Source organism: Acidovorax sp. 100 (assembly GCF_003688355.1).
GTDB classification, from domain to species: Bacteria; Pseudomonadota; Gammaproteobacteria; order Burkholderiales; family Burkholderiaceae_C; genus Acidovorax; species Acidovorax delafieldii.
On record NZ_REFD01000001.1, the window covers coordinates 1,414,486 to 1,435,884 of the forward strand.

Consider the following 21,399-nt stretch of genomic DNA (forward strand, 5'->3'; position numbering starts at 1 on the left):
GCCAAAATAGTTTAGGCTTAAACAAAACGCTGTCAATGGGGCCTTCCCGGCGAAACCCCTGATGCCATTGCGGGGTGTTGACGCAGTGCAGCAAATTTTTCAAGATGCGCCGCATGAAGCACTTGCTGCACACCTTGGAGGGGCGGCTGGCGGCCTTGCCGGTGCCGATGGCAGTCCAGTTGCCTGCGGGCCAGCAACTGGGCGCGCCCGAGCCCGCCGTCACCTTGCGCTTTCGTGACCGCATGGCACTGGTGGCGCTGGCCACGGGCGAGATCGGCAATGTGGGGGCTGCCATCGTCGAGGGGCGCGTGGCGCTGGAAGGCGGCATGCGCGACCTGATGGCCGCCGCTGCAGGCCTGCTGACCCGCGACCCGGCCCGCGACCAGCACCATGGTTGGTGGCAGAGGGGGCTGGCAAGGGCGCGGTCCATGGCTGCGCATACGCTGGCGCACGACGCGCGCCATGTGCAGTTTCACTACGACCTGTCGGACGACTTCTACGCGCTGTGGCTGGATCCGCGCCGCGTCTACTCGTGCGCCTATTACCGTTCACCGGACCTGACGCTCGCCCAGGCCCAGGAGGCCAAGCTCGACCACATCTGCCGTAAGCTGCAGCTGCAACCGGGGGACCGGTTTCTGGACATTGGCGCGGGCTGGGGTGGCTTGCTGCTGTGGGCGGCCGAACACTACGGCGTGGATGCCACGGGCATCACGCTGTCGCGCAACCAGCATACGCATGTGCAGCGGCGCATTGAAGAGCGTGGGCTGCAGGGGCGCGTGCGCATGCAATTGGTGGATTACCGCGAGCTGCAGGTGGAGCAGCCCTTCGACAAGATCGCGTCGGTGGGCATGTTCGAGCATGTGGGCCGCGCGCAGATGCTGCGTTATTTTGAAACCGTGGCCCGCCTGCTGCGCCCGGGCGGGCTGGTGCTGAACCACGGCATCACGGCCGGGGGCGCAGACAACGCGCAGCTGGGCGCAGGCATGGGTGACTTTATCGAGCAGTACATCTTCCCCGGCGGCGAGCTTTTGCATGTGAGCGCGGTGCTGCACGACATGGCGCGCGCGGGCCTGGAGATGGTGGACACCGAGAACCTGCGCCCGCACTATGCGCGCACGCTGTGGGCGTGGTCCGACGGGCTCGAAGCCCGATTGCCTGCAGCCCGTGAGGTGCTGGTCGCACAAGGAGGGGAGGAGCAGGGTGATAAGGTCTTGCGTGCGTACCGCCTGTACCTTGCGGGCAGCGCCCTGGGTTTTGAACGTGGCTGGATGGCGCTGCACCAGATGCTGGCCATCAAGCCGGATGGCGACACGGCCAGAGGCCTTTTGCCCGGCGCACAATCGAGCTATCCGTTCACCCGCGACTATATGTATGCGGACCCTGGCAACCTCTTCCGATAGGCCTAGACCATGCTCTACAAGTTCAAATCCCGTGCCACCGCCGACCTGATCATGCTCGAACCCCAGGGGCGCCAGATCGTGACCATCATCGGCAAGACCCCTGGCACCAGCGGCATCGTGACCGCTGCCCAGATCCCCGGCGCCATTGCCGCGCTGGAGGCGGCCGTGATCGCCGACGAAGCCCAGCCCGAAGCACAGGAAAACGATGAGGCCGCGGCTGAAGAAATCAAAGAGGCCGTGCGCCTGCGCCAGCGCGCTGCGCCGTTCATCGAGATGCTCAAGCGCAGTGCTGCGGCGGATGTGGATGTAGTGTGGGGTGTGTGACCTGATCGCGAGTGCGTCTGCCGCTCACCAGCGTTGTCAGGCCTGGCTGCGTGCGGTCCCCAGGCGTCGCAGCCCATGCTCGCGCCACGGCTGATGCGGTGGCGCCAACCATCAATCCACCTTGGCCCCTGACGTCTTCACCACCTGCGCCCACTTCTTGTGCTCGTTGTCGATGTGCTTGGCAAATTCGGCCGGGGTGTTGCCGCCGGGGATGGCGCCTTGTGCCAGCAGCCGCTCCTTCATGGCGGGCGTGGCCAGTGACTTGGCGACTTCCTGCTGGATGCGGTTGACGATGTCGGCGGGTGTGCCCGCCGGGGCCAGCAGGCCGAACCAGGAACTGGCTTCGTAGCCCTTGAGTGTGGGGCCGCCCGCTTGCTCCACGGTGGGTACATCGGGCAGGGCGCCCGAGCGCTCGGAGCTGGTCACGGCCAGCGCGGTGAGCTTGCCGGCCTTGATCTGCGCCATGGACGAGGGCAGGTTGTCGAACATCACGTCCGCATTGCCCGCCACCATGTCCATGAGCGCCGGGCCCGAGCCACGGTAGGGCAGGTGCAGCATGAAGGTGCCGGTCATGCTTTTGAACAGCTCGCCAGCCAGATGGATCGACGTGCCGTTGCCGCTGGAGGCCATGTTCATCTTGCCGGGGTTGGCCTTGGCCGCCCGGATGAAATCCTGCACGTTGTGAATGCCCTGGGCCTTGGCCTTGTCGGCATTCATCACCATCACATTGGGAACAGCCGCCACCATGGTGATGGGCGCAAAATCCTTGATGGGGTCGTACGGCAGCTTCGCGTACAGCGCACGGTTGATGCCGTGTGTGCCCACGGTGCCCATCAACAGCGTGTGGCCGTCGCCGGGCGACTTGGCGACGATCTCCGCGCCCACATTGCCGCCGGCGCCGGCACGGTTGTCCACGATGAACTGCTGGCCGAAGGCCTTGGACAGCTCGGGCGCCATGGCGCGGGCCAGGATGTCGGTCGTGCCACCGGGCGCAAAGGGCACGACGATGCGCACCGGCTTGGTGGGCCATGCCCCCTGGGCGCGTGCCATGGTGGGCAGCAGCGCCGCCGCGCAGGCCAGTGCCAGCGCACTGGCGGCCAGGGTCAGCGCCTGGCGACGTCGCGCACGAAGTGGGTGCACGGCGACTGTCTCACCGGATGGGCGAGTGGGTGCGTGGAGGGGAATGCGTGCCATGGAGATCGATCCTTGATGTCGGGGAGATGAGAAAGGTCTGCCCTGGTTCTACGCGCGTTGGCGCAGTGGGGGCAGATGGATAACCCCAATCCTGTCGGCGCATGGGATTTGCCAGGCGCTATGTCTTGCGCATGGTGCGATCAATAACCCACCACGCACCCATGAAAAAAGCCGCAACGCGGCGGCTTTTTTGGGGGCTGACAGGGCTGCGTTCAGAGCCCTGCCGTGTGGGAAAGCATCAGTCCGCGTAGGTGCCAGCGGCCTTGATGACGGCGCCCCACTTGTCGATCTCAGCCGCCACAAACTTCTTGTGTTCCGGGCCATCGATGCGCTTGTCGGTGATGACCACGGCGCCCAGGGCTTCCTGCTTCTTGATGAACTCAGGGTCCTTCAGTGCGACCTTGAGGGCTTCGTTGATCTTCTTCTGCACATCGGCTGGTGTGCCCTTGGGGGCGTACAGGCCGTGCCAGATGCTCACGTTGAAGTCCTTCAGACCGGATTCGGCCAGGGTGGGCAGGTCCTTGAGCGCGGGCGTGGTCAGGCGCTTGGCGGTGGTCACGGCATAGGCCTTGACCTTCTTGCCTTCGATCTGGCTGGTGGTGTTAGTGGTCTGGTCGCACAGCAGGTCAATCTGGCCGCCAATCAGGTCGGTGATGGCAGGGGCCGTGCCCTTGTAAGGCACATCCGTCATGTCCGTCTGCAGGGCGGACTTGAACATCAGTCCGCACAGGTGCGAGGCCGCGCCCAGGCCCGCGTTGCCCAGGTTGATCTTGCCCTTGTTCTGCTGGATCCAGGCCGTCAACTCCTTGAAGTTGTTGGCGGGCATGGTGGGGCGAGCAATCAGCGTCATGGGCACTTCGTTGACCATGCCCAGGTATTCAAAGTCGTTGGGTACGCTGAACGACAGCTTGCGGTACAGCGCAGGCATGGTGGACATGCCGATGTGGTTGAGCAGCAGCGTGTAGCCATCGGGTGTGGCGCGGGCTACACGGGCGGCACCGATCGAGCTGCCTGCGCCGGCGGTGTTGTCCACCACAACGGTCGCGCCCAAAGGCTTGCGCAGCGCCTCGGCCAGGTCGCGCGCCACACGGTCGGTGGGGCCACCCGCCGCAAAGGGCACCACCAGGGTGACTGTCTTGTCCTTGGCGGGGAAATCCTGCGCATGGGCGCCAAAGGCGGCCACTGCAGCGGCAGCGACGAGGGCGAGTTTCAGCGTTGTTTTCATGGGTGCTCCTGTAAATGACGGGCCATGATAGCGAGGGGTATTTCCGGCAACATTGCGGATAGTACGTAGCACACAAGCCATATGGTCTTTAAGCCAAAGAGGCCTGTAGCGCAGATATTTATTGACTTAAATGCTATTCAAAAGATAGCATTTGTAAGGGTAAACACTGCGGTACCCCGGCGCGCAAAGTGGACATGTTTTGCGCTGTCGCAAGGGCTGGCGCGATGTCCTGGCCATTGATGTGCATGCACATCTTTTGGGCGCCAGCATGCGTTGCCGGCGCTGCCAGCACCGGCTCACGCAGCGCTCCTGCGGCCCCTGCGAGAACGTCAGCGGGCTCTCAGGGGCTACTTGTAGCTGCGCGCGTCTTCGATGACCTTGCCATCGTTGGGCAGTGTGCCCGGGGGCACCATCTGCACCTCGCCGCGCAGCTTGGTCACTTCGCGGATGGCGTCGCTGAGCTGGTGGGCCAGGCCCTCGGCGGTTTCGGTGGTCTCCACCTGCAGCACCATCTGGTCGTTGGCCATCTCGCCGCTGACCACGAGCCGGGCACGCTGCACCTGTGGAAAGCGCCGCGCGATGGTGGCGATCTGGCCGGGGTGCACGAACATTCCGCGCACCTTGGTGGTCTGGTCAGCCCGGCCCATCCAGCCCTTGATGCGGGTGTTGGTGCGGCCGGTGGGGCACTGGCCCGGCAGCACCGCCGACAGGTCGCCAGTACCAAAGCGGATCAGCGGGTAGTCAGGGTTGAGCGTGGTGATGACCAGCTCGCCCACCTCACCCTCGGGCACGGGGTCGCCCGTGCCGGGACGCACGATCTCGACGATCACGCCTTCATCCAGCACCAGGCCTTCGCGGGCCGAGGTTTCATACGCAATCAGGCCCAGGTCGGCGGTGGCATAGCACTGGTAGCCCGCGATGCCACGCTCGGCAAACCAGTCGCGCAGCGAGGGCGGGAAGGCCTCGCCCGACACCAGGGCCTTGGTGACGGTGGGCAGCGCCACGCCCATCTCTGCAGCCTTCTCGACGATGATTTTCAGAAAACTGGGCGTGCCGATGTAGCCAGCAGGCTTCAGCTCGGCCATGGCCTGCACTTGCTGCTCGGTCTGGCCCGTGCCACCGGGGAAGACGGTGCAGCCCAGCGCGTGGGCGCCAGTTTCCATCATCGAACCCGCAGGCACAAAGTGATAGCTGAAGCTGTTGTGGATCAACTCGCCGCTGCGAAAGCCCGCTGCGTGGATCGCCCGCGCCATGCGCCAGTAGTCCCGACGCGTGCCCTCGGGCTCGTAAATGGTGCCGGGGCTGGCAAAAACCCGGGTCATACCCGGCCCGAAGCCCAGCGCACTGAACCCGCCAAACACGTTGGCCGCGCGGCCTGCCTGCTGGCGCTCCAGCAGCTCGTACTTGCGCGTGACGGGCAGCTGCGCCAGGGCTGCGCGGCCGTTGATGGTGGTTGCATCCACACCAGCCAGGATGCCGGCAAATGCGGGCGATGCCTTCTGGGCATGGGCGATCTGCTGCGGCAGCGCAGCCATCAGCGCCGCTTCGCGCTCGGCGGGGCTGCGTGTTTCCAGGGCGTCATAGAACGTGCTCATGCCTGGGTTTCCTTGTGAGGTTGTTTGAGTGAAATATGCCTCTAGCGCTTTTCGATCAAGCGTAAGCAGCTATGAAATTGAGAGTGATTCCGTTCGAGGTCTGAAAAAGAACACGACCCTGGTCGCCCGCGCTAACCCACCAGCGCACCCTTGGAACTGGCTGTGCCAGGCCACCGGTGCGTCCCCCTGAGGGGGAAGGCGCGCAGCGCCACAGGGGGCTCCTCAAGCCAACCAGCGCTTGCGCCGCTTGTAGCTTTTGACATCCTTGAAACTCTTGCGCTCGCCGCCGCCCACGCCCAGGTAGAACTCCTTGACGTCCTCGTTGTTGGCCAGGTCGCTCGCGGCGCCGTCCATCACCACGCGGCCGCTTTCCATGATGTAGCCGTAGTCCGAATACTTGAGGGCCATGTTGGTGTTCTGCTCGGCCAGCAGGAAGGTGACCTTCTCCTTGGTGTTCAGGTCCTTCACGATGTTGAACACCTCCTCCACGATCTGTGGGGCCAGGCCCATGGAGGGCTCGTCCAGCAGCACCATGCTGGGGTTGGCCATGAGCGCGCGGCCGATGGCGCACATCTGCTGCTCGCCACCCGAGGTGTAGGCCGCCTGCGAGGTACGCCGCGTCTTCAGGCGTGGGAAGTAGTTGTAGACCTTCTCCAGGTTGGCCGCGATTTCGGCCTTGCTGGTGCGGGTGTAGGAGCCTGTCATCAGGTTCTCTTCGATCGTCAGGTGGGCAAAGCAATGCCGCCCCTCCATCACCTGCACCACGCCACGCTGCACCAGGTCGGCGGGCGACAGGTTCTCGATGCGCTCGCCACGCAGCTCGATGGAGCCCTTGGTGACCGCGCCGCGCTCCCCTTGCAGCAGGTTGGAGATGGCCCGCAGTGTGGTGGTCTTGCCTGCGCCATTGCCGCCCAGAATGGCCACGATGGAGCCCTCGCGCACCTGCAGCGAGACGCCCTTGAGCACCAGGATCACGTGGTTGTAGATGACCTCGATGCCGTTGACGTTGAGAACGATATTGCTGTTGGAGTCCATGGTGTTGCCTTCCTGTACCAATCCAAAGGGTTGTTGCACAACCCTTTGGATTGGCGGCTGCTCCCGAGAGCGCAACCGCGAATCACTGGCCGTTGAAACGGTCGCAGCCTGAAATACCTGTGCCACGGCGCAAGGGCCGCCCCGCCGCACCGATGGCGTCCCCCTTCCCGCAGCGCGAAGCGCTAAGAGAGAAGGGGGAAGCGGCGCAGCCGCTCAGGGGGATGAGCTCAAGACTGGCAATCCGCCGCATCCCGGCGCGTCATCTTCTTGTCGGCCAGGTACTTGTCCGCACCGGCCTTGACCATGGGCTTCAGGATCTGCTCATCGGCCTGGTACCAGTCGGACGAGAAGTTCCACTTGCTGCCATCCCAGGTGTGCACGCGCGCCCAGGTGGAGCCCATGTGGTCGGCGCAGCTGGTGGACAGCGGACGCATCACGCCGCCAAAGCCCAGCGCGTCCAGCTTCTTCTGGTCCAGGGCCAGGTTTTCCATGCCCCAGCGCACTTGTTCGCCAGTCATGACCTTGCCCTTGCCAAAACGCTCCTGCGCGCGGCGCACCGATTCGACGGCCAGCATCTGGATGATCACGCCACGGGTGTACAGCACCGAGCCCACTTCGTCCTTGGGTCCCGTGCCCTGGCCCTTGTCGTGCACGTTCTTCAGGATGTCCTGGATCACCTTGGGCTGCTGGCCCGAGGTGTTCAGGGCCAGCGCGTTGTAGCCCTTGGCGCCTTCGCCCACGTCACGCACATCGGGCTCGGCACCAGCCCACCACACGCCATACATCTTGTCACGGGGGTAGCCGGTGGCCTGGGCTTCCTTCAGGGCGGTGGAGTTCATCACGCCCCAGCCCCACAGCAGCACGTAGTCGGGGCGGCTCTGGCGCACTTGCAGCCAGGTGGCCTTCTGTTCCACGCCAGGGGCTGTCACAGGCAGCATCTGCAGCTCAAAGCCGTGCATCTTCGCGCGCTCCTGCAGCAGCGGGATAGGCTCCTTGCCGAACGGGCTGTCGTGGTACACCAGCGCAATCTTCTTGCCCTTGAGCTTGTCCAGACCGCCGTTGGCCTTGCCAATGTGCTGGATCAGGATGTCGGCGCCGGTCCAGTAGCTGCCCATGAACGGGAAGTTCCACTTGAACGCCTGGCCGTCCTGCGCCACCGACAGGCCGTAGCCCAGCGTCATCAGCGGAATCTTGTCCACGGGGGCTTTTTCGGTCAGCGCAAAGGTGATGCCGGTGGCCTGGGGGTCGAACAGCGACACGCCGGGGCGGCTCTTGAGGCGCTCATAGCATTCCACGCCACGGTCCGTGGCGTAGCCTGTTTCACATTCTTCAAAAGTCAGCTTCACACCATTGATGCCGCCGTCGCGGGCATTGATCATCTTGATGTAATCCTGCTTGCCGTTGGCCCATGGCACGCCGTTGGGCGCATAGGGGCCGGTGCGATACGACAGCAGCGGGAAGAACTGCTCCTTGGCTTGTGCGAAAGCGCTCGTCGCGATGGACGATGCACCGGCAGCAACCACCGCAGCGGCGATCACGATTTTCGAAAGCTTCATGGATGTCTCCTTTGGATGAATGTGTTGAAGCACGGGAAAAAACAGGACAGATAGACAGTTAACGCGGCAATGCGACAGGCACGTATCGGGACTTGCGAGTAAGGGGTTTCCTGCAATGCCGTCCGGTCAATGGGGGAAGGGCCACAGGCGCAGCTTCTGCTTGGCGGTGGACCACAGCTTGGCCAGACCATGGGGCTCGACGATGAGGAACCACACAATCAGCGCACCGAAGATCATCAGCTCGGCATGCGATACGCCCGCCGTGGACACCTCGATGCCAAAGAGCCCCATGAAGGCCGGCAGGAACTGGTTGAGCACGATGGGCAGCACCACGATGAAGGCCGCACCAAAGAAGCCGCCCATGATCGAGCCCAGCCCGCCGATGATCACCATGAACAAGAGGCGGAACGATATTTCCACCGAGAAGGCTGCTGGCTCCCACGCGCCCAGGTGCACAAAGGCCCACAGTGCACCGGCCATGCCCACGATGAACGAGCTGACCGCGAACGCGCTGAGCTTGGCGTACATGGGGCGGATGCCGATCACGGCGGCGGCCACGTCCATGTCGCGAATCGCCATCCACTCGCGGCCAATGGCGCCACGCACCAGGTTCTTGGCAAGCAGGGCCACGATGACCAGCAGCGCCAGGCAGAAAAGGTATTTGCTGGTGGCGCTTTCGATGGGCATGCCCAGCACCTGCAGGTTGTTGACCGACACCGAGCCCGAGTCGGAGTTGTTGGTGAACCACTTGATGCGCAGGAACATCCAGTCGCTGAAGAACTGCGCCGCCAGCGTGGCCACGGCCAGGTACAGCCCCTTGACGCGCAGGCTGGGCAGCCCGAAAAGGATGCCGAAGAACGTGGCGCACAGGCCGCCCAGGATCAGTGCCGGGATTAGCGGCATGCCTGGAAAGCGCACGAAGAAGTTGTAGGCGCCGTAGGCTCCCACGGCCATGAAGGCGCCCGAGCCCAGCGAGATCTGCCCGCAGTAGCCCACCAGGATGTTCACCCCCAGGGCCGCCAGCGCCATGATGACGAAGGGGATCAGGATGGCGCGGAAGATGTAGTCGCTGGCCAGCATGGGCACGGCGATGAAGGCAATGGCCAGGATGATGCCGATGGCAATGCGATCCTGCGCGATCGGGAAGATCTGCTGATCAGCGCGGTAGCTCGTCTTGAACTGGCCGTTTTCGCGGTAGAGCATGGAAGTCTCCTGTTCTTGTTGTTATGGGTTACACGCGGTCAATGATCTTCTCCCCGAACAGACCTTGAGGCCTGAACAGAAGGAACACCAGCGCCAGCACATACGCAAACCAGATCTCGATGCCCCCGCCCACGAAGGGGCCCAGGTACACCTCGGAGAGCTTCTCGCCCACGCCGATGATCAACCCGCCGATGATGGCGCCGGGCACCGAAGTGAGACCGCCCAGGATCACCACGGGCAGCGCACGCAGCGCCACCGTGGTCAGTGAGAACTGCACACCCAGCTTGCTGCCCCAGATCATCCCGGCCACCAGGGCCACGACACCGGCCACGCACCACACGATCACCCAGATGCGGTTGAGCGGAATGCCGATGGACTGGGCGGCCTGGTGGTCGTCGGCCACGGCGCGCAGCGCGCGGCCGGTGGAGGTCTTCTGGAAGAACACTGACAGCAGGGCCACCAGCGCAGCGGCGATGGCGGCGGCAATCACGTCTTCCTTATTGATCAGGATGCCGCCCTGAAAGAGGCTGTCGAGCATGAAGATCGGCTCCTTGGGCATGCCCACATCGATCTTGTAGATGTCGCTGCCGAACAGCGTCTGGCCCAGGCCTTCCATGAAGTAGGTGATGCCCAGCGTGGCCATGAGCAGCGTGGCGCCCTCCTGGTTCACGAGGTGGCGCAGCACCAGCTTTTCAATCAGCCAGGCCACCACAAACATGATGGCGCCTGCGATCACAAAGGCCGCCAGGTTGGCCACGATGGGGCTGCTGATGCCCGTCCACTTGGGGATCCATTCGGCAAAACGGGCCATGGCCAGCGCTGCGAACAGCACCATGGCGCCCTGCGCAAAGTTGAACACGCCCGAGGCCTTGTAGATCAGCACAAAGCCCAGCGCCACCAGCGAATACAGCATGCCGGCCATCAGGCCGCCGATCAGTGTTTCAAGAAAAAATGCCATGTTGTCTTCTCCTGATCAGTGCGAGGTGCCGAGATAGGCACTGATCACGTCTTCGTTGCTGCGCACTTCGTCGGGGCTGCCGTCGCCGATCTTCTTGCCGTAGTCCAGCACCACCACGCGGTCGCTGATGTCCATCACCACGCCCATGTCGTGTTCGATCAGCACGATGGTGGTGCCGAACTCGTCGTTCACGTCCAGGATGAAGCGGCACATGTCCTGCTTTTCTTCCACGTTCATGCCGGCCATGGGCTCGTCCAGCAGCAGTACCTGCGGCTCCATGGCCAGGGCGCGGCCCAGGTCCACGCGCTTTTGCAGGCCGTAGGGCAGCTGGCCCACGGGTGTCTTGCGGTAGGCCTGGATTTCCAGGAAGTCGATGATGTGCTCGACGTATTCGCGGTGGCGGATTTCCTCGCGCTCGGCCGGGCCGATGCGCAGCGCCTGCATCAGCAGGTTGCTTTTGATCTTGAGGTTGCGGCCGGTCATGATGTTGTCGATCACGCTCATGCCCTTGAACAGCGCCAGGTTCTGGAACGTGCGCGCCACGCCCATCTCGGCCACCTGGCGCGAGTTCATGTGGTCAAACGTCTTGCCCCGGAAGGTGATGGAGCCCTCGGACGGCGTGTACACGCCGTTGATGCAGTTGAGCATGGAGCTTTTGCCTGCGCCGTTGGGGCCGATGATGGCGCGGATCTCATGCTCCTTGACATTGAAGGAGATGTCGGTGAGCGCCTTCACGCCGCCAAACCGGAGGCTGATGTTCTTGACGTCGAGGATGACGTCGCCGATCTTTTTAGTGGTCATGGTGGGGGGCTTCTCCAGCGGGTAGAGCGCGGGCTTCATGCGGCACTCTTCACAGGCGCAAATGTCTTCGTGTCCGACAGCTTGAGCGTGGCGCTCACGCTGCCGGTGCGGCCGTCCTCGAACTTGACCTGGGTCTCGATGTACTGCTCGGTGCGGCCTGCGTACAGCGCATCCACCAGCACGCCGTACTTGTCGGCAATGAAGCCCCGGCGGACCTTGTTGGTGCGGGTGAGTTCGCCGTCGTCGGCGTCCAGCTCCTTGTGCAGCACCAGGAAGCGGCTCACCTGGCTGCCAGCCAGCATGGTGTCGGTGGCCAGGTCTGCGTTGACCTTCTCGATGCACTCGCGGATCAGTTCGTACACCTCGGGTTTTTGGGCCAGGTCGGTGTAGCCAGCGTAGGGCAGGTTGCGGCGCTCGGCCCAGTTGCCCACGGCGTCGAAGTCGATGTTGACCATCACGCAGACCTTCTCGCGCTTGTCGCCCAGGGCCACCACTTCCTTGATGTGCGGGAAGAACTTGAGCTTGTTCTCCACGTACTTGGGCGCAAACATGGCGCCGTCGTTGGCGCCGCCCATGATGCGGCCCACGTCCTTGACGCGGTCGATGATCTTGAGGTGGCCATGCGCATCCAGAAAGCCTGCGTCGCTGGTGTGGTACCAGCCGTCGGCCGTCAGCACCTCGGCCGTGGCGGCCGGGTTCTTGTAGTACTCCTTGAGCAGCCCGGCCGACTTGACCAGGATCTCGCCGTTGTCGGCCACCTTGATTTCCACACCGCGAATCGGCACGCCCACCGTGTCGGCGCGCGCCTGGTTGTCGGGCTGCAGGCACACGAACACGGCGGTTTCGGTGGAGCCGTACAGCTGCTTCAAGTTGATGCCGATGGAGCGGTAGAAGGTGAACAGGTCGGGGCCAATGGCCTCGCCCGCCGTGTAGGCCACGCGCACGCGGCTGAAACCCAGGTTGTTGCGCAGCGGGCCGTACACCAGCACGTTGCCTAAGGCGTACTTGATGCGGTCGAGGGTGCCCACGGGCTCGCCGTCCATGAGGGCGGGGCCCACGCGTTTGGCGACGCGCATGCAGGCCTCGAACATCTTGCGCTTCAAGGCGCCCGCGTCTTCCATGCGGATCATCACGCTGGTGAGCAGACCTTCAAAGATGCGCGGTGGCGCAAAGTAGTAGGTGGGGCCCACTTCCTTCAGATCGATGGTCACCGTGCTGGCCGACTCGGGGCAGTTGACCACGTAGCCGCAGGCCAGCCACTGGGCATAGCTGAAGATGTTCTGGCCGATCCAGGCGGGTGGCAGGTAGGCCAGCACTTCTTCGCTGCTGGTGAGCTTGTCGAACTCGGCGCCCGCGCTGGCGCGGTCCAGCAGCGTGCTGTGGGTGTGGACCACGCCCTTGGGGTTGCCCGTGGTGCCGGAGGTGAAGAACATTGCAGCCACGTCGCCGGGCTGGGCCTTAGCCACCTCGGCCTTGAACCAGCCGGGGTTCTTTGCCGCAAAGGCCTTGCCGGACTCGATCAGGGCGTCCAGCGAAGCCAGGCCGGGCTCTGCGTAATTGCGCAGGCCGCGGGGGTCGTCAAAGAAGATGTTGGAGATCTGCGGGCATTGCTCGCGGATTTCGAGCAGCTTGTCCACCTGCTCTTGGTCTTCCACCAGGCAAAAGCGCACCTCGGCGTTGTTGAGCGGGAAGATGCATTCGGCCGCCACCGCGTCCTGGTACAGCGGCACGGGGATGGCGCCCAGCGACTGGGCGGCCAGCATGGTGGCGTACAGGCGGGGGCGATTTGCGCCCACCACCACCATGTGTTCATGGCGCTTCAGGCCCGCCAGGTGCAGGCCGGCGGCCACCTGTTCCACCAGGCGCACCAGGTCGGCCCAGCTGTGGGTTTGCCAGATGCCATATTCTTTTTCGCGCAGGGCCGGGGCATTGGGGCGCTCGGCGGCATGCTTGAGCAGCAGTTGCGGGAACGTGGTCAACATTGCAGGTTCCTGAAAGTGAGAAGGTGTCAGCCCGGTGACTGCCGGGCGCGCAAGCTTGTGATTGCGCGATGGGGGAATGCTAGGACCCACTTTGACGTCATCTTGTCTTGCCGACGACAATTTAGGGGTAACTCCCGGGTGGGTAAAACCCTGCCCACGGGCGGGCGGTATCCTCCGGGGCATGTACGCCCCGTTCTTCGGCCTTCAGCACCCGCCGTTCTCCATCGCCCCCGACCCCCGCTACCTGTTCATGAGCGAGCGGCACCGCGAGGCGCTGGCGCACCTGCTGTATGGCCTGGACGCCGGCGGCGGTTTTGTGCTGCTGACCGGCGAGGTGGGTGCGGGCAAGACCACGGTGTGCCGCTGCTTTCTGGAGCAGATCCCGCCGCATTGCAACGTCGCTTACATCTTCAACCCCAAGCTCACCGTGGGCGAGCTGCTGCGCTCCATCTGCGACGAGTTTGGCGTGCCGCACCGGCCCTCGGTGGCAGGCGTGGAGACGGTCAAGGACTACATCGACCCGCTCAATGCCTCACTGCTGGCGGCGCACGGCGCCGGGCGCAACACCGTGCTGATCATCGACGAGGCGCAGAACCTGTCGGCCGACGTGCTGGAGCAGTTGCGCCTGTTGACCAACCTGGAAACCAGCGAGCGCAAGCTGCTGCAGATCATCCTCATCGGCCAGCCAGAGCTGCGCTCCATGGTCGCCAGCCCGGCCTTGGAGCAACTGGCCCAGCGGGTGATTGCGCGTTTTCACCTCGATGCGCTGAGCGCGCAGGAGACCCAGCAATACATCGCCCACCGCCTGGCCGTGGCGGGCCTGCAAGGGCCGCTGCCCTTCAGTCGCAGCGCCATCCGGCGGGTGCACACGCTGTCGCGCGGCATTCCCCGGCGCATCAACCTGCTGTGCGACCGGGCGCTGCTGGGTGCCTATGCCGCCGGGGTGCGCGAGGTCAGCGCCCGCATCGTCCAGCGCGCGGCGGCTGAGGTGTTTGATGCGCCAGCGTCGGCCGCTGCTGCGCGCAACGCCCGTGGCCTGTGGCCGCGCTGGGCGGTTGCGGGCCTGGGCGTGGTGGCGGGAGCAGCCCTGGTGGCGGGCGGCTGGGCACTGGGAACTTGGCCGCAATGGTCTCGGCAAGGCGCCGTGACATCCGCCGTGCCTGCGGGCGCGATGACCAGCAAAACATCTGCCAGCGCGCCACCGAGCGGCGCTGCCAGCATAGCGGGGGTAACGCCCGCAGCCCCTGCGTCAGGGGCTTCGGCCCCGCGCGGGGCAGCGCCGGTGGCCATGTCGGACCTGCAGCAGTTTGTGGCCGCACTGCCCGCCAGCGACACCGCCGCCTGGCAGGCGCTGGCCTCGGCCTGGGGTGCCAGTGTGGCCGATGGCGCCGACGCCTGCGCCGCATTGCCCCGCGACGGTTTGCGCTGTTATCGCAACCGCCGCGCCGGCCTGAACCTGGTGCGGCAGATCGATCGTCCGGTGCTGCTCACACTGTTCCCGTCCGAAGAGGGCGACGTGGCCGTGTCGGCCGTGCTGCGCCGCCTGGACGGCGACACGGCCACGCTGGAAGGCGGGGGCCGCACGGTGCGTGTGCCCGTGGCCGAGCTGGCCCAGGTGTGGCGCGGCGACATCGCCACGCTGTGGCGCACGCCGCCCGATATGCCCGACAAGGGCGACCTGGCGGAGACCCCCGCTGGCGCCGCCTGGCTGGACCAGCAACTGGCCACGGCTGCAGCAGGGGGCACGCGGGCTGCCGTACCTGCAGCCGGCCGCGCGACCACGCCGGCCCAGCGCCAGTCCCGCATCCAGCGCTTTCAGCTGGCCCAGGGGGTGACCCCGGACGGCCGGGCGGGCCCCTTGACCCTCATGCTGCTCAACCGTGTCAACGGCGTGAGCGAACCGCGCTTGCGCACCGGAGGCTGAACCCAGTGTCTTACATCCTTGATGCGCTGCGGCGCGCAGAAGCTGAGCGCGGCCGTGGCGCTGTGCCCGGCATCCATACCCCGGCGGTGCCTGTCCCCGGTGCCGTGCCGGTGGCAGGGCGATCGGCCATCAGCCCGGTGCTGGTGGCCGTGGCGGTGGTGGTTGTGGCTGCTGTGGCTGCCGGTGGTACCTGGTGGTTTTTGCAGCGGCCGGTGCCTGCGGGCGCCGTGGTTGTTGCTGCCGCGCCCGCCACATCCGCCGCTGTGGCGCCGCCCATGCCGGCGGTAGCGTCCACGGCGCCGCCCGCAGCGCCTGCTGCTCTGCCGTCTGCCCCCGAAGCGGCCCCTGCGGCGGTGACGCCCCCTCCGGCAGCCGCGCCTCGCGCGGCGGCACCGCAGCGGGAGCGGCCCGCGCCGGTGTCCAGCAGCTCGGTCGCGCCGCGCTCCCCCGCCACAGACTCCGAACGGTCACGCCCTGCAGAGCCTGCCCCCCGTGAGCGCGTGCCTGCGGCCCCAGCGCCGCGTGTACCCGACATGGCTGCGGCCAGTCCAGCTCCTTCAGCAGCACCGGCGGCTACGGGCACCGTGTTTGCCCAGGCCGATCTGCCCGAGGCTGTGCGGGCACAGCTGCCGTCGCTCAAGATTTCTGGGGTCACCTATTCCAGCAACCCGGTGTACCGCATGGCCATCGTCAACGGCCAGGTGCTGCACGAGGGCGACCCGGCCGGGCCGGGCCTGCTGCTGGAGAAGATCGAGCCCGGCCGCACCATCTGGTCGTTCAAGGGCTACCGGTACGGATTGGCTTCGCAATAGCAGTATTTGGGCAAAATTGGCAGGTAGCGCCAGTGCAATATGCGCTGGTAGCTATTTAATTGATAGCAATTGTGTGGGCATGCGCTGAGCCACCTGTGCCGCTCACATTCGCTGAGAACTGGGGGGACCCAGGGCTATCGCAAGAACCGCCCGTCGCGCCCCACCAGCGTGAGCTCCACAAAGCGCGAGGCGTTGCGGTCCGGCGTGCTGGCGCTGATCTCGAACCCGCCCAGGTCCCACTTTTTCAGGTTCCAGGTGGCGTCGATGAAGGCCGCGCGCGTGGGGTTGCGGCCTGCGCGCTGCAGGGCCTCGGCAAACACGCGGGCGTTGATGTAGCCCTCCAGTGCCAGGTGGGAGGGCTCGGCCGTGGCGCCGGAGGCCTTCCAGGCGGCCTGGAATTCGCGCACCACGGGCATCACCACGTTGGAGGGCAGGGGCACCACCTGCGAAATCGCCATGCCCGTGGCGTCCGCGCCCAGGGCCTTGACGGTCGCCGGGGTGCCCATGACCGACAGCGCGTACAGCGTCACGCCCCGCTTGAGCGCGCGGAACGCCTTCACAAACTCCAGCGTGGGCTTGCCCGCCAGGCCAATCACGATGGCCTCCAGGTTGCCGCCAGCCAGCTTGGCCGCTGCGCTGCCCGCGTCCGAGGCATTGTTCTCCACGGTCACCGTGACGGCCTCAGGCAGCTTGAGCCGGTCCATCGACTGCTTGGCGGCGTTGAACACCTCTTTGCCGAACGAGTTGTTCTGGTAGACGATGCCAATGCGCTGGATGCCGATGGTGGACAGGTGCTGCACCAGCTTCTCGGCCTCGTCGGCGTAGCTGGCGCGGATGTTGAACACGTTGCGGGCGTTCTTGGTGCGGCTGAGCTGTGCGCCGGTGAAGGGCGCAAAAAACGGGATGCCGCTCTCGATCACCTTGGGTAGCATGGCGTCGATCATGGGCGTGCCCATGCAGTTGAACAGCGCAAAGTACCCAGGGTCGGCCAGAAACTGCTCCACATTGGCCAGCGCCTTGGGCACGTCGTAGGTGTCGTCCTGGGTGACGAGTTCAATGGCCTTGCCATGCACGCCGCCGCGCGCGTTGATGCCCGCAAATGCGGCCTTGGCGCCCTGGTGCATGGCCGAGCCCAGGTCGCCCAGCGGGCCGGTGAGGGCGGTGGATTGCGCAATCTTGATTGCGCCCTCCTGCGCGCGGGCCGCGCCACTCCAGCCCAGCCCGGGCAGGCCGACGGCCGCTGCGGTGGCGGCTGCGGCGGCCAGCACTTGGCGGCGGGCCAGGGGGCGCGGCGCGGTGGGCGCGGGTGGGACGGTGCGTGCGGTGATGGAAGGGTGTTGGGTCATGGTGCTTGTCTCCTCGGGGGCTCCGGCCCTGTACGGGCGGGGCGCGAGGCGACATCATCCCGTCACGATTGGCATTTTTTTGTCGGTCTGGCGACAATTGGGATCGTGGTATTCCCGCATGCCGAGGCAGCCGCGGGGCACCCTTTTTCGTGAGAACCTTTGCGCCATGGACCCACGCACCCACCAGGACCTGTCGCTGCACCAGCGGCGCCGCTCGCCCACGCCGCAGGAGCTTGACGGTATTCCGTGGCTCGACTTGCTGCTGCCCGCCGAGCGAGAGCGCGCCGTGGCCTCGTTGCTGGTGGGGGACGCCAAAGCGGGCGACTATGTGTGCCGCGTGGGGCGCCCGGTGACCTACTGGTTTGGGGTGGTGGAGGGCCTGCTCAAGATGAGCACCGACAACGCCCAGGGCCAGACCATGACCTATGCGGGCCTGCCGCCCGGCGGCTGGTTTGGCGAGGGCACCACCATCAAGCGCGAGCCCTACCGCTACAACATCCAGGCCCTGCGCAAGAGCGTGGTGGCCGGGCTGCCGATTGACAGCTTTCACTGGCTGCTGGACCACTCCATCGGCTTCAACCGCTTTGTGATGAACCAGCTCAACGAGCGCCTGGGCCAGTTCATTGCAGCCCGCGAGATCGACCGCCTGAACAACCCCGATGTGCGTGTGGCGCGCAGCCTAGCGTCGCTGTTCAACCCCGTGCTGTACCCGGGCGTGGGCGAGGTGCTGCGTATCACGCAGCAAGAGCTGGCCTATCTGGTGGGGCTGTCGCGTCAGCGGGTGAACGAGGCGCTGGCGGCGCTGGAGGCGCAGGGGGCGATCCGGGTGGAGTACGGCGGCCTGCGGGTGCTGGACCTGGCGGCGCTGCGATCGAGTGTGACTCCCCCCTGAGGCGCTGTGCGCCTTCCCCCTGAGGGGGCGACGCCCTCGCTGCGGGGCGGTCCTTGCTTGGCGCCCCTGGCGTGGAGTGCGCCCGATTGAAAGTCCCGTCAGCTACGTGGCAGTGCGGGAGCGCGGGATGATGGGGCTGAGGCCAGATGGCGCGGGGCTGCCGTGCGCGTGGGCGCTGGCACTGCGGTGGGCGATGCGGAGGCGCTGGCTGTGCCCCAGCTGTTTTCGTCGCCGCCGTCGCGCGTCAGGCGGAAGGTACCCACCATCTGTGTCAGGCGCCCGGCCTGGTCCTTGAGGCTGTCGGCAGCGGCTGCGCCTTCCTCCACCAGGGCGGCGTTCTGCTGGGTCATTTCTTCCAGCGCACCCACCGACTGGCTCACATGCCCGATGCGCTGGCTTTGCTCCTGCGTGGCCGCCGTGATCTCGCCCATGATGTCGGAGACGCGGCGCACCGACTGCACCAGTTCTTCAATCGTCTTGCCGGCGTGGTTGACGAGCGTGCTGCCCTCTTGCACCTGGTCCACGCTGGTTCCGATCAGCGCCTTGATTTCGCGCGCGGCCTGGGCCGAGCGCCCCGCCAGGTTGCGCACCTCGCCCGCCACCACCGCAAAGCCGCGGCCCTGCTCGCCCGCACGGGCGGCTTCCACCGCCGCGTTCAGCGCGAGGATGTTGGTCTGGAACGCGATGCCATCGATCACGCTGATGATGTCGGCGATCTTGCGCGAGCTGGCGCTGATGGTGTCCATGGTGCGCACCACCTGGCCCACCACTTCGCCGCCGCGTGTGGCCGCATCGGACGCGGTGGACGCGAGCTGGTTGGCCTGGCGGGCCGAGTCGGCGCTTTGCGACACCGTGCCGGTCAGGTCCACCAGCGCTGTCGCGGCGCCCTGCAGGTTGTGCGAGGTCTGTTCGGTGCGCTGGCTCAGGTCCAGGTTGCCCGAAGCCACTTCGGAGCTGGCCACCAGGATGGAGTCGGCGGTCTGGCCGATTTCGCCCACCAGGGTGCGCAGGCGCTCCTGCATGGCGGCAATGGCTTCGAGCAGGCGGCCGGTTTCGTCGTGGATGCGCACTTCGACCTGCGAGGTGAGGTCGCCGCGTGCAATGCGCTCGGCCACCACGACTGCGCGGCCAATGGGGGCGGTGATGCTGGCCGTGATGCGCCAGGCAATCAGCGCGCCCAGCCCGATGGCCAGCAGCACCAGCAGCCCGCCCACCACGCGGGCACTGCTCTGGGTTTGCTCTGCCGAGACGGTGGCCTCGGCATTCAAGGTGTTTTGCAGCTCGATCAGCTCACGCAGCTTGGCGCGCCAGGCGGTTTCTGCGGGGGCCACGCGGGTCATCAGCGCCAGCGTGGCGCTCACGGTGTCGCCGTCGTCAGCGGCCTTGATGGCGCTGTCCAGTTCGGGGCGGGTCTTGCCGCCCAGGGCCTGCACCTCGGTCAGCAGCTTGAGTTCTGCGGGGGTGGCCGTGGCAGGGGTGAGCAGCTGGGTCAGAGCAGCTTCTTGCGTGGCGTATTCCTTGAGCGTCTTGCCCACGGCCACGATCTGCTCGCGCGCCTGCTTGGGGTCGATGTCGTTGAGCATGGCGGCGGAGCGGCTCTGGATGCCGATGGCGCTCACGCTTTCCAGCATGCCGTTGACCAGCTTGGCCTTGTTGGCGCCCACGCCGGTGATCTGCGTCATCTGATCGTGCACTTTGCCCACGGACAGCTGGCCCACTGCCGCCACCGCCACCAGGAGTACCAGCATGCAGCCGAACCCCAGGCTGAGCCGGCTGGAAATCGACAGGGATTTGAAGGTGGAAGCAGCCGGCATGGGGGTCCTTGGGTATCGAAAAGGATCAAAGCGTGATCAAACGGGGGCCTCTGCGCAAAGCAATAACGGTGCCCACCGGCCGCCGCGCGTCCGTTGAACGGGCGCTGGAGTCGGTGCAGTGTAGGCAATAACAACAAAATGTGTCATGAGCGTTGAGGATGGTCCCATGCCCGATCTGCATAGCCGCATTTGTTACAAATACCGCGACGCACAACCCTGGTGCACTGGCGCCAAAGTGCAACAGAAGGTGGCGCTGAAATTATTCGCAAAACCTTCGCGGGCGCCGGTAATGAATGCCTGTGTTGCTATCAAAAACAAAGTGAATGTGGGGCTTGGGGTTTGCCCTTGTCCACACCACGGGCGCTACCGATCAGGTATAAACCTGTAACACTTGCGAGGTCTTTCATGCATCCGTTTTTTCCCTCTTCCACGCTGCGCACCGCCCTCGCTGCAGCCGCCCTGGCCTTGCTGGCCGGCTGCGCGGCACCCCGGCCAGACGCCGGTTTGCGCGAAACCCTGGTGGCCGTGACGGCCTCGCATGAGCTCATTACCTTCCAGGCCGCGCAGCCCGAGCGCATCCTGGAGCGGCGCCCCTTGACGGGCCTGGCGCCCGGCGAGCGGCTGGTGGGCATCGACTTCCGCGTGGCCAAGGGCGTGCTCTATGCGCTGTCGCAGGCGGGCCGCCTGTACACGCTCGACATCCCCACCGGCGCGCTGCGCCCGGTGGGCCCTGCACCCGCCGCGCTGGCGCTGCAAGGCGCAGTCTTCGGCTTTGATTTCAACCCGGCAGCCGACCGTATCCGGGTGGTGTCCAACACCGGACAGAACCTGCGTCTGCACCCCGACACCGGGGCGGTGGTCGATGGCGACACTGCGGTGGAAGGGGTGCAGCCCGACCCCAGCCTGCGCTACGCCTGGGGCGACGTCAACGCCCGCCGCAGGCCCGACATTGCCGGTGCCGCCTACACCTACAACCCCAACGACAGCAAGATCACCACCAACTACGCCATCGACCGTGCGCTGGGCGTGCTGGTGATGCAGGGCTCGCGCGAGGGCACCCAGCCCGTGGTGTCGCCCAACGCCGGGCAGCTGCGCACCGTGGGCCCGCTGGGGCTGGGGCCGCTCACGGACGTGAGTTTTGACATTGCCGACGTCGGCAACACCGCCCTCATCGCCGTGCGCACCGCCGCCGATACCCAGACCCGGCTGCACCAGGTGGACCTGGCAACCGGCGCCACCCGCCCCCTGGGCCTGGTGGGCGATGGCGCGCCCCTGGTGGGCCTGGCGATCGAACCATGAGGCCGGACGGCCTGCCGACGCTGCGGCCGCGCGCGGTGC

17 protein-coding genes are annotated in these 21,399 nt (G+C 65.8%); 6 read left to right on the plus strand and 11 right to left on the minus strand.

Annotation, left to right across the window (positions count from 1 at the left end):
- The first annotated feature begins 113 nt into the window (after positions 1–113).
- Together C8C96_RS06665 and C8C96_RS06670 are read left to right on the plus strand one after the other, a co-directional pair.
- A complete protein-coding gene (locus C8C96_RS06665; RefSeq protein WP_121943909.1) occupies positions 114–1,400 on the plus strand; it encodes a class I SAM-dependent methyltransferase in 1,287 nt (428 codons plus the stop codon).
- Between the two features lie 9 nt (positions 1,401–1,409).
- Positions 1,410–1,724 carry a DUF1840 domain-containing protein gene (locus tag C8C96_RS06670; protein ID WP_121941832.1) on the plus strand — a complete coding sequence of 105 codons (315 nt, stop codon included), beginning with the start codon at positions 1,410–1,412 and terminating at the stop codon, positions 1,722–1,724.
- Positions 1,725–1,835: 111 nt separating this feature from the next.
- Here C8C96_RS06670 and C8C96_RS06675 read toward each other — a convergent pair whose 3' ends face one another.
- The 9 genes from C8C96_RS06675 to C8C96_RS06715 all read right to left on the minus strand — a co-directional run bounded on the left by C8C96_RS06675 (position 1,836) and on the right by C8C96_RS06715 (position 13,273).
- Positions 1,836–2,909, minus strand: a complete 1,074-nt coding sequence (locus tag C8C96_RS06675) for a Bug family tripartite tricarboxylate transporter substrate binding protein (RefSeq protein WP_370107388.1) — start codon at positions 2,907–2,909, stop codon at positions 1,836–1,838.
- 247 nt (positions 2,910–3,156) lie between these two features.
- Entirely contained in the window at positions 3,157–4,143 is a 987-nt protein-coding gene (locus C8C96_RS06680) for a tripartite tricarboxylate transporter substrate-binding protein (RefSeq protein WP_056059714.1), read from the minus strand.
- Between the two features lie 347 nt (positions 4,144–4,490).
- Entirely contained in the window at positions 4,491–5,738 is a 1,248-nt protein-coding gene (locus tag C8C96_RS06685) for a phenylacetate--CoA ligase family protein (protein WP_121941833.1), read from the minus strand.
- Positions 5,739–5,960: 222 nt separating this feature from the next.
- On the minus strand, positions 5,961–6,773 hold the full coding sequence (locus C8C96_RS06690) for an ABC transporter ATP-binding protein (RefSeq protein ID WP_056060067.1): 813 nt from the start codon (positions 6,771–6,773) through the stop codon (positions 5,961–5,963).
- 227 nt (positions 6,774–7,000) lie between these two features.
- Positions 7,001–8,329 carry an ABC transporter substrate-binding protein gene (locus C8C96_RS06695; protein WP_056059709.1) on the minus strand — a complete coding sequence of 443 codons (1,329 nt, stop codon included), beginning with the start codon at positions 8,327–8,329 and terminating at the stop codon, positions 7,001–7,003.
- 126 nt (positions 8,330–8,455) lie between these two features.
- A complete protein-coding gene (locus tag C8C96_RS06700; RefSeq protein WP_056059708.1) occupies positions 8,456–9,532 on the minus strand; it encodes a branched-chain amino acid ABC transporter permease in 1,077 nt (358 codons plus the stop codon).
- Positions 9,533–9,560: 28 nt separating this feature from the next.
- Complete coding sequence (locus C8C96_RS06705; protein WP_056059706.1) at positions 9,561–10,490, minus strand: branched-chain amino acid ABC transporter permease; 930 nt, start codon at positions 10,488–10,490, stop codon at positions 9,561–9,563.
- Positions 10,491–10,505: 15 nt separating this feature from the next.
- Positions 10,506–11,291: an ABC transporter ATP-binding protein gene (locus tag C8C96_RS06710; protein ID WP_056060064.1), complete on the minus strand. Its 786-nt coding sequence runs from the start codon at positions 11,289–11,291 to the stop codon at positions 10,506–10,508.
- A gap of 35 nt (positions 11,292–11,326) precedes the next feature.
- On the minus strand, positions 11,327–13,273 hold the full coding sequence (locus C8C96_RS06715) for a long-chain fatty acid--CoA ligase (RefSeq protein WP_056745640.1): 1,947 nt from the start codon (positions 13,271–13,273) through the stop codon (positions 11,327–11,329).
- A gap of 181 nt (positions 13,274–13,454) precedes the next feature.
- On the opposite strand from C8C96_RS06715, the gene C8C96_RS06720 reads away from it, so the two are divergent.
- Both C8C96_RS06720 and C8C96_RS06725 read left to right on the plus strand, forming a co-directional pair.
- Positions 13,455–15,197, plus strand: coding sequence for an ExeA family protein (locus tag C8C96_RS06720; protein WP_121941834.1), 1,743 nt, complete (start codon positions 13,455–13,457; stop codon positions 15,195–15,197).
- Between the two features lie 5 nt (positions 15,198–15,202).
- Entirely contained in the window at positions 15,203–16,009 is an 807-nt protein-coding gene (locus tag C8C96_RS06725; RefSeq protein ID WP_121941835.1) for a general secretion pathway protein GspB, read from the plus strand.
- 134 nt (positions 16,010–16,143) lie between these two features.
- On the opposite strand, the gene C8C96_RS06730 is transcribed toward C8C96_RS06725, so the two are convergent.
- Positions 16,144–17,355, minus strand: coding sequence for an ABC transporter substrate-binding protein (locus tag C8C96_RS06730; protein ID WP_099731395.1), 1,212 nt, complete (start codon positions 17,353–17,355; stop codon positions 16,144–16,146).
- A 166-nt stretch (positions 17,356–17,521) separates the two neighbouring features.
- Here C8C96_RS06730 and C8C96_RS06735 point away from each other — a divergent pair, with 166 nt between their 5' ends.
- Positions 17,522–18,247 carry a Crp/Fnr family transcriptional regulator gene (locus C8C96_RS06735; RefSeq protein WP_056059696.1) on the plus strand — a complete coding sequence of 242 codons (726 nt, stop codon included), beginning with the start codon at positions 17,522–17,524 and terminating at the stop codon, positions 18,245–18,247.
- 98 nt (positions 18,248–18,345) lie between these two features.
- On the opposite strand, the gene C8C96_RS06740 is transcribed toward C8C96_RS06735, so the two are convergent.
- The gene (locus C8C96_RS06740) at positions 18,346–20,061 is read right to left on the minus strand and encodes a methyl-accepting chemotaxis protein (RefSeq protein WP_056059694.1); all 1,716 of its coding nucleotides are present in this window, start codon (positions 20,059–20,061) and stop codon (positions 18,346–18,348) included.
- Positions 20,062–20,466: 405 nt separating this feature from the next.
- Between C8C96_RS06740 and C8C96_RS06745 the strand changes: the two genes are divergently transcribed.
- On the plus strand, positions 20,467–21,360 hold the full coding sequence (locus tag C8C96_RS06745; RefSeq protein WP_121941836.1) for a DUF4394 domain-containing protein: 894 nt from the start codon (positions 20,467–20,469) through the stop codon (positions 21,358–21,360).
- The last annotated feature ends 39 nt before the right edge of the window (positions 21,361–21,399 follow it).

Bases quoted from the DNA above. Each gene is read 5' to 3' on its own strand.
- C8C96_RS06690 (WP_056060067.1), bottom strand. From the start codon at position 6,773: ATGGACTCCAACAGCAATATCGTTCTCAACGTCAACGGCATCGAGGTC.
- C8C96_RS06710 (WP_056060064.1), bottom strand. From the start codon at position 11,291: ATGACCACTAAAAAGATCGGCGACGTCATCCTCGACGTCAAGAACATC.
- C8C96_RS06670 (WP_121941832.1), top strand. From the start codon at position 1,410: ATGCTCTACAAGTTCAAATCCCGTGCCACCGCCGACCTGATCATGCTC.
- C8C96_RS06730 (WP_099731395.1), bottom strand. From the start codon at position 17,355: ATGACCCAACACCCTTCCATCACCGCACGCACCGTCCCACCCGCGCCC.
- C8C96_RS06685 (WP_121941833.1), bottom strand. From the start codon at position 5,738: ATGAGCACGTTCTATGACGCCCTGGAAACACGCAGCCCCGCCGAGCGC.
- C8C96_RS06740 (WP_056059694.1), bottom strand. From the start codon at position 20,061: ATGCCGGCTGCTTCCACCTTCAAATCCCTGTCGATTTCCAGCCGGCTC.
- C8C96_RS06705 (WP_056059706.1), bottom strand. From the start codon at position 10,490: ATGGCATTTTTTCTTGAAACACTGATCGGCGGCCTGATGGCCGGCATG.
- C8C96_RS06665 (WP_121943909.1), top strand. From the start codon at position 114: ATGAAGCACTTGCTGCACACCTTGGAGGGGCGGCTGGCGGCCTTGCCG.
- C8C96_RS06700 (WP_056059708.1), bottom strand. From the start codon at position 9,532: ATGCTCTACCGCGAAAACGGCCAGTTCAAGACGAGCTACCGCGCTGAT.
- C8C96_RS06720 (WP_121941834.1), top strand. From the start codon at position 13,455: ATGTACGCCCCGTTCTTCGGCCTTCAGCACCCGCCGTTCTCCATCGCC.
- C8C96_RS06735 (WP_056059696.1), top strand. From the start codon at position 17,522: ATGGACCCACGCACCCACCAGGACCTGTCGCTGCACCAGCGGCGCCGC.
- C8C96_RS06680 (WP_056059714.1), bottom strand. From the start codon at position 4,143: ATGAAAACAACGCTGAAACTCGCCCTCGTCGCTGCCGCTGCAGTGGCC.
- C8C96_RS06695 (WP_056059709.1), bottom strand. From the start codon at position 8,329: ATGAAGCTTTCGAAAATCGTGATCGCCGCTGCGGTGGTTGCTGCCGGT.
- C8C96_RS06715 (WP_056745640.1), bottom strand. From the start codon at position 13,273: ATGTTGACCACGTTCCCGCAACTGCTGCTCAAGCATGCCGCCGAGCGC.
- C8C96_RS06745 (WP_121941836.1), top strand. From the start codon at position 20,467: ATGCATCCGTTTTTTCCCTCTTCCACGCTGCGCACCGCCCTCGCTGCA.